The organism is Bacillus sp. 22446 (genome assembly GCF_052044955.1).
GTDB lineage: Bacteria > Bacillota > Bacilli > Bacillales > Bacillaceae > Bacillus > Bacillus altitudinis.
On record NZ_JBQEOD010000010.1, the window covers coordinates 14010 to 30092 of the forward strand.

The 16083-nt window shown below is 42.5% G+C and carries 16 protein-coding genes; 7 read left to right on the forward strand and 9 right to left on the reverse strand.

What is annotated here, in order from left to right; all coding sequences use genetic code 11:
• Positions 1 to 56: 56 nt before the first annotated feature.
• Entirely contained in the window at positions 57 to 482 is a 426-nt protein-coding gene (locus ACTJJD_RS16155; RefSeq protein ID WP_017366797.1) for a MerR family transcriptional regulator, read from the reverse strand.
• Positions 483 to 625: 143 nt separating this feature from the next.
• On the opposite strand from ACTJJD_RS16155, the gene folE2 reads away from it, so the two are divergent.
• Complete coding sequence (gene folE2, locus ACTJJD_RS16160) at positions 626 to 1522, forward strand: GTP cyclohydrolase FolE2 (RefSeq protein WP_440608639.1); 897 nt, start codon at positions 626 to 628, stop codon at positions 1520 to 1522.
• 29 nt (positions 1523 to 1551) lie between these two features.
• On the opposite strand, the gene ACTJJD_RS16165 is transcribed toward folE2, so the two are convergent.
• Positions 1552 to 3444, reverse strand: coding sequence for an ABC-F family ATP-binding cassette domain-containing protein (locus ACTJJD_RS16165; protein WP_041506629.1), 1893 nt, complete (start codon positions 3442 to 3444; stop codon positions 1552 to 1554).
• Positions 3445 to 3577: 133 nt separating this feature from the next.
• Here ACTJJD_RS16165 and ACTJJD_RS16170 point away from each other — a divergent pair, with 133 nt between their 5' ends.
• Together ACTJJD_RS16170 and ACTJJD_RS16175 are read left to right on the forward strand one after the other, a co-directional pair.
• A complete protein-coding gene (locus ACTJJD_RS16170) occupies positions 3578 to 4651 on the forward strand; it encodes a tetratricopeptide repeat-containing glycosyltransferase family 2 protein (protein ID WP_440608640.1) in 1074 nt (357 codons plus the stop codon).
• Positions 4652 to 4830: 179 nt separating this feature from the next.
• Entirely contained in the window at positions 4831 to 6222 is a 1392-nt protein-coding gene (locus tag ACTJJD_RS16175) for an amino acid permease (RefSeq protein ID WP_008344176.1), read from the forward strand.
• 35 nt (positions 6223 to 6257) lie between these two features.
• Here the strand turns inward: ACTJJD_RS16175 and ACTJJD_RS16180 are convergent, their stop codons facing one another.
• Both ACTJJD_RS16180 and ACTJJD_RS16185 read right to left on the reverse strand, forming a co-directional pair.
• The gene (locus ACTJJD_RS16180) at positions 6258 to 6491 is read right to left on the reverse strand and encodes a hypothetical protein (protein WP_008344178.1); all 234 of its coding nucleotides are present in this window, start codon (positions 6489 to 6491) and stop codon (positions 6258 to 6260) included.
• Between the two features lie 6 nt (positions 6492 to 6497).
• The gene (locus tag ACTJJD_RS16185; RefSeq protein WP_440608641.1) at positions 6498 to 6755 is read right to left on the reverse strand and encodes a hypothetical protein; all 258 of its coding nucleotides are present in this window, start codon (positions 6753 to 6755) and stop codon (positions 6498 to 6500) included.
• A gap of 65 nt (positions 6756 to 6820) precedes the next feature.
• Here ACTJJD_RS16185 and ACTJJD_RS16190 point away from each other — a divergent pair, with 65 nt between their 5' ends.
• Positions 6821 to 7300, forward strand: coding sequence for an Hsp20/alpha crystallin family protein (locus ACTJJD_RS16190; protein WP_008344182.1), 480 nt, complete (start codon positions 6821 to 6823; stop codon positions 7298 to 7300).
• Here the strand turns inward: ACTJJD_RS16190 and ACTJJD_RS16195 are convergent.
• On the reverse strand, positions 7281 to 7508 hold the full coding sequence (locus tag ACTJJD_RS16195; protein WP_017360415.1) for a hypothetical protein: 228 nt from the start codon (positions 7506 to 7508) through the stop codon (positions 7281 to 7283). The genes ACTJJD_RS16190 and ACTJJD_RS16195 overlap by 20 nt on opposite strands.
• 82 nt (positions 7509 to 7590) lie before the next feature.
• On the opposite strand from ACTJJD_RS16195, the gene ACTJJD_RS16200 reads away from it, so the two are divergent.
• On the forward strand, positions 7591 to 8004 hold the full coding sequence (locus ACTJJD_RS16200; RefSeq protein ID WP_230677322.1) for a hypothetical protein: 414 nt from the start codon (positions 7591 to 7593) through the stop codon (positions 8002 to 8004).
• Here ACTJJD_RS16200 and ACTJJD_RS16205 read toward each other — a convergent pair.
• Entirely contained in the window at positions 7936 to 9366 is a 1431-nt protein-coding gene (locus ACTJJD_RS16205; protein ID WP_440608642.1) for an SLC13 family permease, read from the reverse strand. The two genes, ACTJJD_RS16200 and ACTJJD_RS16205, sit on opposite strands and share 69 nt — an antisense overlap.
• A 231-nt stretch (positions 9367 to 9597) precedes the next feature.
• On the opposite strand from ACTJJD_RS16205, the gene pbp4 reads away from it, so the two are divergent.
• Complete coding sequence (gene pbp4 / locus ACTJJD_RS16210) at positions 9598 to 11637, forward strand: penicillin-binding protein PBP4(5) (protein WP_440608643.1); 2040 nt, start codon at positions 9598 to 9600, stop codon at positions 11635 to 11637.
• Positions 11638 to 11781: 144 nt separating this feature from the next.
• Positions 11782 to 13020, forward strand: a complete 1239-nt coding sequence (locus tag ACTJJD_RS16215) for an MFS transporter (protein WP_440608644.1) — start codon at positions 11782 to 11784, stop codon at positions 13018 to 13020.
• 34 nt (positions 13021 to 13054) lie between these two features.
• Here the strand turns inward: ACTJJD_RS16215 and ACTJJD_RS16220 are convergent, their stop codons facing one another.
• The 3 genes from ACTJJD_RS16220 to ACTJJD_RS16230 are packed head-to-tail and all read right to left on the reverse strand — an operon-like array spanning position 13055 to position 16083.
• Positions 13055 to 13984: a putative nucleotide-diphospho-sugar transferase gene (locus ACTJJD_RS16220; protein WP_282900905.1), complete on the reverse strand. Its 930-nt coding sequence runs from the start codon at positions 13982 to 13984 to the stop codon at positions 13055 to 13057.
• A complete protein-coding gene (locus tag ACTJJD_RS16225; protein ID WP_440608645.1) occupies positions 13985 to 15175 on the reverse strand; it encodes a glycosyltransferase family 2 protein in 1191 nt (396 codons plus the stop codon).
• Complete coding sequence (locus tag ACTJJD_RS16230) at positions 15172 to 16083, reverse strand: putative nucleotide-diphospho-sugar transferase (protein ID WP_440608646.1); 912 nt, start codon at positions 16081 to 16083, stop codon at positions 15172 to 15174. The genes ACTJJD_RS16225 and ACTJJD_RS16230 overlap by 4 nt, the downstream gene beginning before the upstream one ends.

Here is a 16083-nt window from a genome sequence, read left to right on the forward strand (position 1 = left end):
CGATCAGAACCTTTCCTACAGTTGTTTAACAAAATAAAATAAACACGCTGAGGTGTTTATTTTTGTAATTGCTCAATGGCATGAGCCGCTCTTTCTTTCATCATTTCAAGATCCTTTTTAAAGGATTGAATCGTTTCTAGCTTTTTTGTAATCAATTGATGCTGCACAGTCAGCTGCGCATCAATATCTAACAGTTTCTCTAATCGTTCCTTCGGGTCAAGTGACAGCAAGTAGCCTTCTTTATTCAGCTCAAGCTGTTTTCCGATTTCCATAAACGATTGAAGCTCTTGTAAAGAAAAGCCAAGTACTTCTTTGGCCTGCATTACTTTCTCCAGTTCTTCCATGTCATCCTCTGAGTAAAGTCTGACACCGCCCTCTGTCCGCTTTGGTGCTGATAATAAACCAATCTCTTCATAGAAACGAATGGTCCGTTTCGTCAGACCGCTTCTTTTCGCCACTTGATCAATTTTCATCCATTCCATCACCAGTGCCTCCTGCTCATCAATTCATGTTTTATTATACACCTTTATGACCTTAACGTAAACGTTAATGTTTGATCACTTGATTTCTATTGTGGTTTGATGCAGAATAAATAGGAATCATTACGTTTTAAAGGAGGTACCCTATGCGTTCATTTCCATCCAAAAAAGAACGACACGCACAATTCGGTTCTGTCCCGCCAAGCGCTAGAACAAAACCTTGTCAAAAAGAGGACATGATAGACATCCAACAAACCGAACAGGACTTTTATTTTGATCTGGAACAGGTCGGAATTTGCCGTGTGTCGTACCCTGTACATATTTTGTCTCAAACGGCTCCACAGCACCAAACCTCTTCCGCTGATTTTACGCTGAGTACATATTTGCCAGCTCATCAAAAAGGTATTCATATGAGCCGTCTCACCGAGCAGCTTCACTCATTTTATGAGAGCGGAAAACCGGTTGATGTGGATTCCTTAAAAGAATTGACCGCACAGCTTGCCACGCAAATGAATCAGCCTTCTGCCTCGATTCACGTTTCCTTTCCGTGGTACATGAAAAAAAAGAGTCCCATCAGCGGAAAGTCCGGTTTGATGCATGCAGACGTGCAATATGACATCCACTTTCATGAAGAAAACGGATGGATTTGTCATATTGGCTGCACTGCTCAAGTGACAACGTTATGTCCTTGTTCAAAAGAAATCAGTGAATACGGCGCACATAATCAGCGCGGCACTGTATCTATTCAGGTAGAGCTGTTTGAACAAGGTCAACTCCCTGATGACATGAAAGCAGATCTACTGCAGATCATCGAGTCTAATGCGAGTGCGCCCCTTTACCCTGTACTCAAAAGACCAGATGAAAAACACGTGACAGAAGAGGCCTATGAAAATCCACGTTTTGTAGAGGATGTTGCGAGGTTAATTGCCGCAGAGTTGTACGAACAAAACTGGATTAAAGGCTTTCAAATTGAGTGTCGAAATGAAGAATCCATTCACCAGCACGATGCTTATGCCAAATGTTCTTATCAAAAAAAACTGTAGAATGTCTCTACAGTTTTTTTTGCCAGCCTTTATTTTTCATTACTTTCTAATTCCTCAATCATCATCGACAGTTCTGTCCAGCGATCCATCGCTTGTTCTAATTCTTCAGCGACGGCTTTTTGCTTGTCCATCAGCTCTTGAATTTTCCCAAAATCACTGCCAGCCTCAGCAATGCTGGCTTCGAGCTGCTGGTGTTTGTCCTCTAGTGCTTGTATCCGATCTTCAATCCCATCCCATTCAAGCTGGTCCTTATAGGATAGTTTTTTCCTCTTTTTCGGTGCAGCTTCTACTTGTTTTTCAGCTGGTTTTGTCTCTGTCCGCTTCTGTTCTTTTTCTTGCTCCATGTAATCGCTGTAAGCACCTTGGAAGTGTGAAATACGTCCATTCCCTTCAAACACAAGCAGACGATGGACGACTCGGTCTAAGAAATAACGATCATGCGACACGGTGATGACTACGCCTGGGAACTGCTCCAAATAATCCTCTAAAATGCTCAGTGTCTCTGTATCCAAGTCGTTCGTCGGCTCATCTAAAAAGAGAACATTCGGCTCTTCCATCAATACCTTCAATAAATACAATCTGCGGCGCTCTCCCCCTGACAGCTTGCGGATAAACGTGCGCTGCATGGATCTAGGGAATAAAAATCTCTCCAACATCTGCTCTGCTGTCACAATGACACCATCTGCCGTTTTGACAATTTCAGCTGTTTCTTTGATGTAATCAATGATATTCAGCTCTTCATTCATTTCGTTATGGTCCTGCGTGTAATAGCCAATGCGGACTGTTTGTCCAATGGTCAATTGCCCATTCGTCGGTTCGATTTTACCCGCCAGGCAATTGAGTAAAGTCGTTTTGCCCACTCCATTCGGTCCGATAAATCCGATACGATCCCCTGGCACGACTAAATCACTGAACTGATCCACAAGGGTTTGACCAGCAAATGTGATGCTGATCTCTTCTGCCTCAATCACTTGTTTTCCAAGCCGGTGAGAACCGATCGCAAAATCAAGCTCTCCCTTTGCATCAGGTCCCTTTTGATCCTTCAGCTCTTCCACTCTGCCGATACGTGCTTTTTGCTTTGTCGTTCGAGCCTTTGCTCCTCTTCTGAGCCATGCAAGCTCACGTCTAAGCAAATTTTGACGTTTCGTTTCTTTTACTTGAGCTTCTGCTTCTCGTTCCGCTCTTTTTTCTAAAAAGACTTCATAATTTCCTTTATATGTGTAAAGCTGCCCCTGATTTAATTCATAAATCCGATTGGCGACGCGGTTTAAGAAATAACGATCATGGGTCACCAGAATGACAGCCCCGCTGTATTGACTCAAGTACCCTTCCAGCCATTCAATGGTTGCGTTGTCCAGATGGTTTGTCGGCTCATCTAAAATCAGCAAACCCGCAGGCTGAATTAAATTTTTGGCGATCGCCACACGCTTTTTCTGTCCACCTGATAACGCATGAACAGATCGGCTCACATCTTTAACGCCAAGCTTTGTCAAAATCGTTTTCGCCGAAAGGTTCGCATCCCATGCGTCGTCCTGATCCATTTTATTTTGCATACGCATAAGCGCTTCTTGTTTTGCCTCGTTTTGTGGATCATGCTCTAAATCAGCCAGTGCCTTTTCATAGGCCTTCATTGTTTGAATCATTGGTGCTGTTCCTGAAAAAATATAGTCGAGAATCGTTTCATCCCCGCTCATTTCAGGATCTTGCTCGAGAAATTCGATATCAAGTGTCCCTGCCTTTGTAATGTCGCCTTCCTCAAATGATTCAAGTCCTGCAATGACTTTTAAAAGCGTTGACTTCCCTGTTCCATTCGGTCCAATTAACCCGATGCGTTCCTTTGGTTCTATATGAAAAGAGATATGATCAAACAGCGTTTTTTCGCCATAGGTTTTATATAATCCTTCTACATTCAATAAACTCATTTTATCAGCCCTTACATAGATTCTTCCTTTATTTTAAATCAGCCAGTAGCAGAAAACTAGTTTTAAAAAAACCCGCTGCTGAAAAGAATGTTTCCTTTTGATGCTCGATACACTATGAAGAGGTGATCTAAAGATGATAACCATTAGTTTATGTATGATTGTGAAAAATGAAGAGGAGGTTTTGGCTGACTGCCTATCTTCTGTTCAAGACATTGTAGATGAGATGATCATTGTTGATACAGGATCAACGGATCAAACAAAGGACATTGCTCACTCCTTTTCAGCAAAGGTACTCGACTTTGAATGGGTCCAGCATTTTGCAAAAGCACGCAATTTCGCTTTTTCCCATGCGACAAAAGAGTATATCTTATGGCTGGATGCCGACGATGTCCTACTTGAAGAGGACCAGCAAAAACTGCTTCAGCTCAAACAGACGCTTGATCCCGCAGTAGATGCCGTCTCGATGTTTTACCACGTTGGATTTAGCGAGGACGGTCAGGTGAATTTTAAATATAGAAGAAATCGGCTCGTCAAGCGTGCCTTGAACTTTCAGTGGTATGGGGCCGTTCATGAATTCCTTCAAGTGTATGGCAACATTTTTCCCGCTGATATCGCCGTCACCCATCAAAAGCGTAAAAAAACAACCGCCGGAGAGCCTGGACGCAATCTGCGCATTTATGAAAACATGCTTGCAAAAGGCGAAGAGATGACACCTCGTGATCTCTTTTACTTCGCCAATGAATTACGAGATAACAAGCAGCATGTGAAGGCGATTCGCTTTTATCACAAATTTTTAGCCACAAAACAATGCTGGATTGAGGATGAAATTCGCACATGCCAAAATTTAGCTGACTGCTATTATGCAGTCGGTTTTGAGGAAGCCGCCTTATCCTCCTTACTGCGATCCTTCTTATATGATCAGCCCCGTCCAGAATTCTGCTGCCGGATTGGGGATCATTTCAAAGCACAAAATAAACACAAAGCAGCGATCTATTGGTATGAGCAGGCACTGAAGGCACCTGAAATCGAAACAGCCTTTACACTGACACAATATAAAACATGGTATCCTCACCTTCAGCTTTGCTATTGTTATTATCAGCTCGGTGATTTGGCTCAAGCCAAAACCCATCATCTTGCATCCTCAGCCCATTACCCAACCCATCCGAGTGTGCTGTACAATGAAAAAATATTTGCAGAACAAACGTAAATCTCCTGTTATCACATCCGCCTGTCACATGACGGCGGATGTCTTTTGATACACATTAGACTTTTGTGACATTTAATACTTTAGTGATTTAAAGCGTTTTTCAACCAATTGACTAAATTGTCATTTACGCATATACTAACATTCGTCTTACGAAAAGATTTATCCATTAGGAGGTCAACATGAGTTCTTTATTTAGAAAAAAGTCTCTCGATCAGCTCATGCTTGAAAGTCAAACGAAGCGGCTGAGCCGTTCTTTGAATACATTTGATTTAATCTTGCTTGGCATTGGCTGTGTGGTCGGGACTGGAATTTTTGTGATAACGGGGGTTGCGGCTGCGAAAGATGCGGGACCTGCGATTATTATATCTTTTATTTTGGCTGCGATCGCATGCGCCCTTGCTGCTTTTTGCTACGCTGAATTTTCCTCGTCCATTCCAGTGTCAGGAAGTGTCTATACGTATTCTTACGCAACACTTGGAGAATTCCTCGCCTTTTTAATGGGCTGGGATTTAATGCTTGAATATGTTGTTGCGCTCTCTGCTGTGGCAAGCGGATGGTCATCCTATTTTCAATCACTGCTCAGTGGATTTGGTCTGCACATACCGAAGGCTTTATCGGCTGCACCCGGAGCCGCTGATGGGGCCATCTTTAACCTGCCAGGCGCACTCATTATTTTACTCATTACCTTTATTGTCTCAAGAGGCGTAAAAGAGAGCACAAAGCTGAATAACATCATTGTACTCATCAAAATTGCCATTGTCCTCCTCTTTATCATTTCAGGCTTTGCTTACGTTAAACCTGAAAATTGGACACCTTTTATGCCAATGGGCTTCCATGGCGTGATTGCTGGAGCGGCCACTGTCTTTTTTGCTTACCTTGGATTTGATGCAATCGCTAATGCATCTGAAGAAGTCAAAAACCCACAAAAAGCGATGCCGATCGGAATTATTGGTGCGCTCGGCGTTTGTACGATTTTATACATCGGGGTTTCATTTGTCTTAACAGGCATGGTTCACTACACGAAGCTGAATGTCAGTGACCCTGTCGCTTTTGCTTTACAAGTGGTTGGTCTAAATAGTGTCGCTGGTATTATATCGGCAGGTGCTATTATCGGGATTACGACCGTGTTAATTGCACTTGTCTACGCTCAGGTTCGTTTAACCTTTGCCATGAGCCGAGATGGACTCATGCCGAAAATCTTTTCAAACGTTCATCCAAAATCGAAGACACCGGTTGCCAACACTTGGCTGACAGGCGCTGTTGCGGCATGTATCGTTGGATTCGTCAACTTATCAACACTTGCTAATTTAGTCAGCATCGGTACACTTGCGGCCTTTACGGTGATCTCGATCGCTGTGATCATACTCCGGAAAAAACATCCGAATATGAAAACAGCGTTTAAAGTACCCTTTGTTCCTGTCCTTCCCATCATTAGTGCAGTCATTTGTATGATATTGGCTGCCACACTGAAATGGGAGACATGGCGAGCCTTCCTCATCTGGGTAGCGATTGGTGTCGTTGTGTATTTTACCTACGCAAGACGCAAAAGCCATCTGAATCAAACACAATAGAAAAGAGACACGGGGTATCCCGGTCTCTTTTTTGTTTAAATCACACTGTTTTTCACTGAATTCGAATCCACCATATCTGGATCGAGTACGCTTGAAATCGGAATGACAAGCGGTGAACAATCTCCATTGTCCTCACCAAAACCTTGGTTCAATTTCATCGAGAGAAAATAATCGATCTGCTGATAAGGTCCTAGTGTCAGTGATGCCCCCCGATCCATTGCATTGATTTTAAAAGCACCGACATTGACGACTGAGGGTGAGAATAACATCACACATCACTTCCTTGGAATAGGTTTAGCTGCTGGCGAAAAAGAGGCAGGTGAGTCCACTTGATCTCGATCATCTACATGACTCTTTGTTCCGATAAAACCGCTGGCATCTCCAAAATTCTGTCCGTACCCCTGATTTTTTTTATCTGAGTTTTGCCACTCTGCTAACAAATTTTGTCCGACATTCACCGCCGACGCATTTTCAAAGGAATTAATTTTTAACATGAAAATATTAATATTGATATACGGAGTTGGTTGAACCACAGATAAACCTCCTTTTTATAGGTATATGCGAGCACCCATCAAGTATGTTAACAGGAGGTCTTCACATGGACTTCGAAAAAATGAAGCAGTGGATGGACATTGCCCAGCAAATGCATGGAGATGATTTTTGGAAAATGATATTCGATGATGAGCAAAGATCTCCCTTTATGGCAAATGGTCCGTCTCCATTTACATTCTCGCAGCAAGATCAGCGAGGAACAGATGCATCGTTTCCACCAGTCGACATTGTGGAAACCCCTACTGAATTTCAGTACTTAATTTATCTGCCTGGCTACCGGAAGGAAGATGTTCAGGTGCTGTCATATGGTGAATATTTAGTTGTAAAAGGACAGCGTTTTTCCTTTTTTAACGAACAGGATTTTCGCCAAAAACAAGGAAAGTATGGTCCGTTTGAAAGAAAAATTCGGCTCCCAGATATGATTCTTGGTCAAATGAATGCGGCTTTTAAAGACGGCGTGCTATATATTCGGTTGCAAAAAGATGAAGGAAAAGCAACTGCGATTATCATAGATGACGAATATTGATACTGACTGCGTCTATTAGATCACGATCATCAATCGTTTCAATCGGCAAGATCGTGATCACGCCATCGGCATTTTGTTCACCAAAACCATTGTTTCTTTTGATCGTCGAGCAGTGATTTCGTACGATCGTCGAACCGAATGTCATCGAGGACCCTGTACCAATCGTATTCGTCTTCATATGGGTAATCTGAATGCGTGTAGGCAGCATGCACTTCTCCCCTTTCATGTATCTCTATAAGTATATACCGGGCAGCTTTTCCATAGACTAGAGCAAGGCGAAAGAAAAGGTTGTGGTCCACTTGAAACATTTCATTCAATCACTCTTTAAAAAAACCGAAGCCAGTCCATCCCTCTCTGTCGTCGAGCTGGAAAAAAGACTCACCGCTCTTGAGCAGAAAATGTCTGCACCTGCTCCGCCTGTCTCGGAGGATACGCACATTCACATTGAATCACTGCATGTGGACAAAATTGACTACCATTTAGAGTTTGGTGAGCTTTCCATTGATCAGCTTAAAGGCAGACTCAACATTGGGGCCACCTATTACACGCCAAAGGACCCGCACCTCAAAAAGGCAGCTTCAGTACCGAAGCCAAAAGAAACAAAAACACCAAAAGTCTCCATTCGATCAAAGTCTTCATCTCAGCACGACCGGAAGCCAGAAATAAACCGCAAGCACAATCGCTACAATACTGATCACATTTAGCCAAAAGCCAGCCTTGACCATATCAGATATTTTCAGCACATCTGCACTAAAGACAGCCGCATTTGGCGGTGTGGAAATTGGCAACATAAACGCACATGAGGAAGCTAACGCAGCCGCAGCCATTAAGCCGTACGGCTCCATGCCAATTGCAAGTCCAAGCCCTACTGTAATTGGAATGATCATGTTCGCAACTGCTGTATTAGACATAATTTCGGTCATAAATAAAATTGAAGCCGTTAAAATAATTAGCAGCATGAGGTAAGACAGCCCATTTAAATGCTGTAAATTTTCCCCGATCCATCCTGTTAGATTCGTTTCCGCAAATCCTGTAGCGAGCGAAAGCCCGCCTCCAAACAAAAGCAAAAGCCCCCATGGCAACTGCTTCATATCCTGCCATTCTAGTATTCTCTCTCCATTTGTCGCTGGAATGAGAAATAACAGCATCGCCCCAAAAATTGCGATCGACGTATCCGAGACAGGAAGCCCGCCAAACAAAAAGATTTTAAAAATCCATAAAAAAGCCGTCATAAGAAAAATAGCAAAAACCCATTTTTCTTCTTGTTTCATTTTGCCTAAATCCTCTAAACCCTTCCGCATAAACGCCGCTCCCATTTCCCCTGTGTGCTCTACCTTGAACTGTATCTTGGTCAAATACAGAAATAAGAGAATGAGCAGAACAGCCGCCACCGGAAAACCAAACAAAAACCATTCAAAAAACATAATTTCTCGATCTAACAGCTTTTTTGACATCGCCGCAAAAACAGCATTTGGCACAGACCCAACGAGTGTCGCCAGTCCGCCAATAGAGGCTGAATAAGCGACCGATAATAGGATGCTTTTACTGAATCGGTCAAGAGATGCACCAGACAAAATATCGTTCGCCTTCACCTCTTTAATCACAGCCAGTGCCACCGGCAGCATCATCAGTGCTGTGGCTGCGTTTGAAATCCACATAGATAGAAAAGCCGTTGCCATCATAACCCCTAATACAATGCGGTCACTTCTTGTACCAATGATGTTTAAAATATGTAAGGCCATTCTTCTATGTAAATTCCATTTTTCAATGGCGATGGCAATCATAAATCCGCCCATGTACATAAAAACAATCGGGTCTCCATAAGCTCTTGATGTTTGCTCCATCGATAGCCCGCCAAGTGTTGGCAAAAGGATGATGGGCAATAAAGAGGTAGCCGGTATAGGCAAAGCTTCTGTGACCCACCATGTCGCAGTCCAAGCCGTAACGCCCAGTACGACTCTTGGTGCATAGGTCAATTCACTTTCTGGAATGAGCAAAAAAATAAGCAAAAAGAAGATCGGTCCAAGAACAAGTCCAGTCAGATTCACTTTTTTATAAACGATCACAATTCCTCCTCCATGAAAACGCTTTTAATTTTTTCTAATTTTTCACATTCGATGATCACATAAAAAATCCTTTAAATCATAAGAAAAAATGAAGATATCCTTATGAAACAACTGTGTCTTGATTCATATTTCCACTTCATGTCTTGGTCTATTTTCATAGGAGAAACTATACAAATCCTACACAGTAACTGTAAACTATAGAGGATCTAATCAAAAATTGAGGTGTTTTCATTGTATACAGATCAACGAAAATCATTTTGGAAACAGAAAAAAGTCATCATTCCCCTTCTTAGCATCATCGCGATTGCTGCTGCTCTCTTTTTCTTAAAAGATACGCTTTTCTCAAAAGAAAAGGAGGCGCTGAAAGCCGCTGAATCCTTTACGAAACATCTGGAGAAAAAAGAATTCACGAAACTGGCAGATGAGGTCACAAGCGGCTCTCTGAAAGCCAATGACTTTTCTAAAAAACAACTTGCCGAAAAATACGATCATATCTTTAGCGGCATCGGTGCGAATGATCTAAACGTCTCAAACGTCAACGTAGAAAAACAGGACAAAGGAAATGGGTATCAATTCACCTATGAAGTCACGATGAAAACGTCACTTGGAAAACTGAACAAACTCTCTTACAAAGGTGTTCTCTCCGAAGAGGATAACGAGTGGAAAGTAGACTGGAAACCAAATCTCATCTTCCCGCAAATGGAAAAGGGTGACACCATCAAAGTGACAACGGATCCTGCGGTACGCGGAAATATTGTAGATCGAAAAGGGCGCACGTTAGCCGAAACAACTGGTGGACACGCACTTGGCATCATCCCTGGAAAGCTCGGGACAGGTACGGAAAAAGAAAGCAACATCAAAAAAATCAGCAGCGCTTTTGATATAGATGAAGAGCTGATTCAAAATCAGCTGAAACAAGCATGGGTCACAGATGACACATTTGTCCCGCTAAAGTCTATGTTAGAGCAAAAGCCGATTCCAAAAGACATAAATGGCGTCACCTATCAAACGAAGGAAATGCGCTACTATCCATATAACGAAGCCGCTGCTCATCTGACAGGCTATGTGGGAAAAGCAAATGCGGATGATATCAAAAGAAATCCAGCTTTAAAGGCGGATCAAATCATCGGCAAAACCGGCCTTGAATTCACATTTGACAAGAACTTAAGAGGACAAGATGGCGGAAGCATCCTCATTATCCATGATGAAACAGGTATTGAAGAAACATTACAAAAAACAGACCGAAAAGACGGAAAAACAGTCAAGCTGACCATTGATGCATCTTTACAGAAAAAAGCCTATCAACAGCTGAAAGGTGAAAAAGGGGCTGTCACCATTATGAACCCATCATCAGGTGATTTATTAGCGCTTGTTAGCACCCCTTCTTACGATGTCAATTTAATGACCAACGGGATCACGCCTAAACAATATCAAGCATACAGTGAAAATCCTGATCTCCCATTCCAAGCTCGGTATGCGAGCAGATATGCACCAGGATCCACATTCAAAACCATTACAGCAGCGATTGGACTGGAAACAGGTGTCACAAAGCCTAATAAAGTACGCACCATTCATGGACTGAAATGGCAGAAGGATCAATCTTGGGGAAATTATCGCATTACACGGGTACATGACAAAGAACAAGTCAATATGGTCGATGCCCTCGTGTACTCAGATAATATTTATTTTGGACAGGAAGCCCTTGAAATCGGCAAAGATACTTACGAGAAAAAAGTGAAAACATTTGGATTTGGCGATGATTTAAACATGCCGTTTACAATGAAACCGGCACAAGTGTCTAACGACGGAATCAAATCAGACATCTTACTTGCCGACTCAGCATATGGCCAAGGAGAATTACTCATGTCACCAATTGAACAAGTACATGCCTATTCTCCATTTGCAACAGGAGGAAAGCTTGTGTACCCTCGAGTCATTCAGGATGAAAAAACAGCATCACCAAAACAGATCATCAAAGAAGATACAGCAAATACGGTGAAGGACGCACTCACTCAAGTCGTCACCAATTCAAACGGAACCGCTCACTCGTTGCAAATAAAAGGGGCTGATATAGCCGCTAAAACGGGAACAGCGGAACTAAAGAGCAAACAAGGTGCGACAGACGGTACTGAAAATGGATTTTTACTTGCGTTTAATCCTAAAAAAGAAGATTACGTCCTCGTCGGCATGATTGAAGGTGTGAAAAACCGTGGAGGCAGTGGACTTGTCATTCAAAAAATGAAGCCTGTCATCGCTTCTTTCTATAAATAAACCTTTAGAGACACACGCTCCATCAAGCGCATGTGTCTCTTTTTTTCTAAATCATGACAATTTGCTATTGTTTTATAGTTCACCTTATGAATAAAATGAGGAGAATGAAAAAAGAAACAAGTTGAATGAAAGGAGGAAGTCTCATTGGCTATTGCTGCTCAAACAAAGGATAAACCTCAAAAAGCGGTCACCGGTTCAACGGTTTATCCTATTTTATTGATTATTGGTATTTGCCATATGCTTAACGACACATTGCAAGCCGTGATTCCTGCCATGTTCCCTATTTTAGAACGCTCAATGGGGCTGACCTTTACTCAATTAGGGCTAATCGCCTTTACATTAAATATGGTCTCCTCTGTCATGCAGCCTGCGATCGGGTGGTACACAGATAAACGGCCGATGCCCTATGCTCTGCCTATCGCATTATTTTCAAGTGCTGTCGGCATTTTCGGCCTTGCGTTTGCGCCATCATTTGCGACCATCCTACTGTGCGTCGTCTTTATTGGACTCGGCTCTGCGATTTTCCATCCAGAAGGCTCACGGGTTGCCAACATGGCAGCTGGTCCTAGACGCGGTCTTGCTCAATCCATCTATCAAGTCGGTGGAAATACAGGTCAAGCCTTTGCTCCGCTAATCGCTGCATTCATGCTCGTCCCTCTCGGTCAGCCAGGTGTGGCTTGGTTTACGATTGTTGGAATGATTGCTGTCGGTTTCCTTCTTTATATTTCAAGATGGTACGCAGGAAGACTTCAAACCATTCGAGCACAAGCGAAAAAAGCGCCTGCAAAAGCAGCAAGATCTGAACTTCACCGCAAATCAGCGCTCACAGCACTTGGCATTATCGTCTTTCTTATTTTCGCGCGTTCTTGGTATGGAAATGCGATCTCGAATTTCTATGCGTTTTATGCGATTGAACAATATGGTCTGACGATTAAAGAATCACAAACTTATATTTTCTTATTTCTTATATTAGGTGCGATTGGAACATTTTTAGGCGGGCCGCTTGCAGACCGCTTCGGCAAGAAAACCGTCATTTTAATTTCTTTATTAGCATCCTTTCCGTTTGCCCTGCTTCTCCCATTTGCCGGACCGGTTGTTGCTTATGTTTTACTTGGACTTATTGGGATCATTCTCACTTCAAGCTTCTCTGTCACCGTGGTCTATGCCCAAGAACTATTTCCCGGGAAAATTGGCACAATGTCTGGTTTAACTGTTGGGCTTGCGTTTGGTATGGGAGCGATTGGATCCGTTGCCCTCGGCTCATTAATTGATGCAGTCGGTTTAACGCCTACCATGATCGGTGTCGCCTTTTTACCGATATTAGGTATCCTAGCCTTCTTACTGCCAAACGATCAGACCATAGCGAAATGGAATGAATCATAAAAGGTAAAAACCGCTCAATAAATGAGCGGTTTTTTCATATCTCATAAAAATGCGTGTCCGGAACATGCTTCTTTGCAATAAACCCCTGCTGAAAGTCTGGAAAGACCTTTTGCACCTGTTTAATTTTCAGATGAATCAAATCCGCATACGGAATATACAAATGATCCACAAGAGTGTGTTCTGTCATATAGTAATACCAATTCAGATTAAAGGTATTTTCATCAATGATCGTAAAGGCAGAAAAATGATAGAACAGCAGTGGACATTCGTCGAGATACATATCTCCTTTCACAACGGAGAGCTTATAGTTTTCAATATTCCAAATCGCTGCATTGGCACCTTTAGATGCCACCACATGGACACCCTCAAAATCATCGATCCATCTTTCAACATACCGCTGATCACCATATGTCTTTTTTTCCGTATCCATTTCTACTGTACAGTGCGCAATGCAGTTCTCTTTCCACTGCGTCACAGCCCGTTTGGCCACATCTGTGTTTCGACAGCCTACAAACCCAGTATTAAAACGGCCGGATAATTCATAAAAGTGATAGAATCGCTTGGAATTCATATGATCTGTCAAAAATACATGAGCGAGTGGATTTTCTGCAAATATCGCCTCTGGATCATGATAAAAATACAAATCCGTATCCAAATGAGCGAGATAATCTGCATCAGAGGACTCAAGAATTTTGAGTAGAAACGCAGGCTTAAGCGTCCAGCAATACTCGTGGAACGTACGATCCGCCTTTGCTTTTCGCAGCGAATCATCTTCCACATCTTCAAGCTGTTCATATTGGACATGTGGATGAGGAAACTGACTTAACACCTTGTAAGCCAAAGGATCAGCACATAAGACAGAAAGTTTGTATGATTGAGCCGTCTGCTCAAGTGAATGAATCAGCGCCAGCAGCTTAAATACATGGGTATTCGACACAATGGTTGTGAAATGATAGGATGCCATCTACAACACATCCACTTGGAACAAGTCAACATGCAGCAGCTCTTTTGTGAGCCCTTGAATGGCTTCTGCCAGCACCGTGCATCCATGTTCCTGCTTGGCAAGCTGGGCCGCCTCTGACAGCTTTTTCAAAGGGAAATGCTTTGCCGTCAGCACGTCCTTTTGATCACGTTTAATGCCCACATTCCGCTCTGTGATCATATGAAGCAGCTCCAAAAAATAAGCAAGCAGATCATCATATGCTTCATTCTTACGCAGCTGGCGAATGTCTTTCACGATATCATTTGTCACGGTATGAGAAAATGGTCCAGAGAAAGCCAAATGAACATCAATCGAATCAATATTGTTGTACTTCTCGCACATATACAAAATGTTATATTTGATGTCATCGAATGACGTTAAATTACTTGGATGTTCCTGATGCACACTTAAAATATCCTCACGCAGCTCAAATGAGAGGCCAAGCTGATGCAGACGAATGCCTAAATCATAATCCTCAAACCCGTATCGAACGATTTTTTCATCAAACATCCCTAGTTCCATGACATGCTTTCGCTTGACGGAAGAGTTATTTGTGATAAAAAATCGCCACGGCAATTGATAAGAACTTAAATCATAGTCGTACGTGTTTAAAATGTCTTTCAGGATATCAATAAATTCGGACTGCAAGTCGAAGCTTCTCTCTAGAAATGCGCCGTTTTTTATTTCCTCCATCGACACAAGAGGCGTTTTGTCTTTCATTTTCCGCTGATACAGCCCTTGTTTTTTTAATCGATTCACATGATCTTTATCAAAACCAGTGTAAAAATAACGATAGATTCGCTTCCAGCAAACACCGCAAATCACACGGTCCTCATGATCAGCATGTGCCTCCGTGTGCTTTTGAATAAATTGGGGCTCTGCCAACATATCGCTGTCATGAAATATTAAGAGGTCTCCCTCTGCCTCACGAATGGCATGATTGCGCCCCTTGGCAATTCCTTGATTGACAGGAATACGCACCTTTTTGAATGGAAAGTTCACCTCAATGTTTTCGAGCATTTCCATCGTGCCGTCCGTTGACCCATTATCAGCAACAATGACCTCAAATGGAATATCGGTTTCCTGAAGCGTTAAGGAAAAGAGGCTCCCTTCTAAACGCTCTTTCGCATTATAACTCGGAATAATGACGCTGACCTTCGGCTTTTCATTCATGCGCCATCCTCCTCCAGTTTGGCATAGCCGTTAAACATCGGATTGACTTGTTCTACCGATTCAATTACATGACGCAGCACTTCCCGATAGGCTTCTTGGAAAAATGGCAAGTCATCTCTTCCTTTTTCATGGATTTGCTGCATATCATCTTTGCTTAAGATCCGAAATCCGCTGAAATGATAACAAATGAGTGGGCTTCCATCCTCAAGCAAAATACGTCCATTCTCTTCCTGATAAGAATGCTGGCCATAATTCCAGTGACCAATATTCACACCCTTTGTTTGAATATCTTCTACTTTTTCAAACAGCATCGGCATATGATCCAAATACCCTTGATCGCCAAATTTTCCTTCTCCAGGCGCATTTTTGCATTCCTTTAGACATTCTTCTTTCCACCAGCTCAGGCACTTCCGGCCGGCTTCATCTCCTTTAAAATGCAGGAGGCCTGAGTTATAGCGCCCTAAAAGTTTCTGAAGCATCTTCACTTCCTCTGGATCAAAACTTGGAATGACAATATCCCCTCTTGATAGAAGCACAGAGGCATCAGGCTGGTTTTGAAAAATCACTTGCGGACTCTCATAAAAGAACAAATCCGCATCAAGATACGTCACTTCCTCCGCCTGGTCCTGCTTAAATAGCCACTCAATCCAAATCGGTTTTAATGTCCAGCAATATTCCGAATCATTTCGTTCCTTTTTGATCTCTAACAGCTCTGGCGTTTCAAGATCCCGTACATGAACAAGATCGACATGCGGGAAATTCATTTGATGAAGCAAATCAAATGCAGCATCATCCATACATAACGTCTTGATGACAGCATCATTTTCTACTTGCTTCAACGATAAGAAAAACGCAATGGCTTGATAAAGTCTTCCACTTGATAGAACCGTACAATATATGCTGTTCAT

What these genes read in the sequence shown, in the direction of transcription:
- ACTJJD_RS16190 (WP_008344182.1), top strand. Translation starts at nt 6,821, where the DNA reads ATGGACTTCGAAAAAATGAAGCAGTGGATGGACATTGCCCAGCAAATG.
- ACTJJD_RS16195 (WP_017360415.1), bottom strand. Translation starts at nt 7,508, where the DNA reads ATGCTGCCTACACGCATTCAGATTACCCATATGAAGACGAATACGATT.
- ACTJJD_RS16225 (WP_440608645.1), bottom strand. Translation starts at nt 15,175, where the DNA reads ATGAATGAAAAGCCGAAGGTCAGCGTCATTATTCCGAGTTATAATGCG.
- ACTJJD_RS16220 (WP_282900905.1), bottom strand. Translation starts at nt 13,984, where the DNA reads ATGGCATCCTATCATTTCACAACCATTGTGTCGAATACCCATGTATTT.
- ACTJJD_RS16175 (WP_008344176.1), top strand. Translation starts at nt 4,831, where the DNA reads ATGAGTTCTTTATTTAGAAAAAAGTCTCTCGATCAGCTCATGCTTGAA.
- ACTJJD_RS16165 (WP_041506629.1), bottom strand. Translation starts at nt 3,444, where the DNA reads ATGAGTTTATTGAATGTAGAAGGATTATATAAAACCTATGGCGAAAAA.
- ACTJJD_RS16180 (WP_008344178.1), bottom strand. Translation starts at nt 6,491, where the DNA reads ATGTTATTCTCACCCTCAGTCGTCAATGTCGGTGCTTTTAAAATCAAT.
- ACTJJD_RS16170 (WP_440608640.1), top strand. Translation starts at nt 3,578, where the DNA reads ATGATAACCATTAGTTTATGTATGATTGTGAAAAATGAAGAGGAGGTT.
- folE2 (WP_440608639.1), top strand. Translation starts at nt 626, where the DNA reads ATGCGTTCATTTCCATCCAAAAAAGAACGACACGCACAATTCGGTTCT.
- ACTJJD_RS16230 (WP_440608646.1), bottom strand. Translation starts at nt 16,083, where the DNA reads ATGAACAGCATATATTGTACGGTTCTATCAAGTGGAAGACTTTATCAA.
- ACTJJD_RS16155 (WP_017366797.1), bottom strand. Translation starts at nt 482, where the DNA reads ATGGAATGGATGAAAATTGATCAAGTGGCGAAAAGAAGCGGTCTGACG.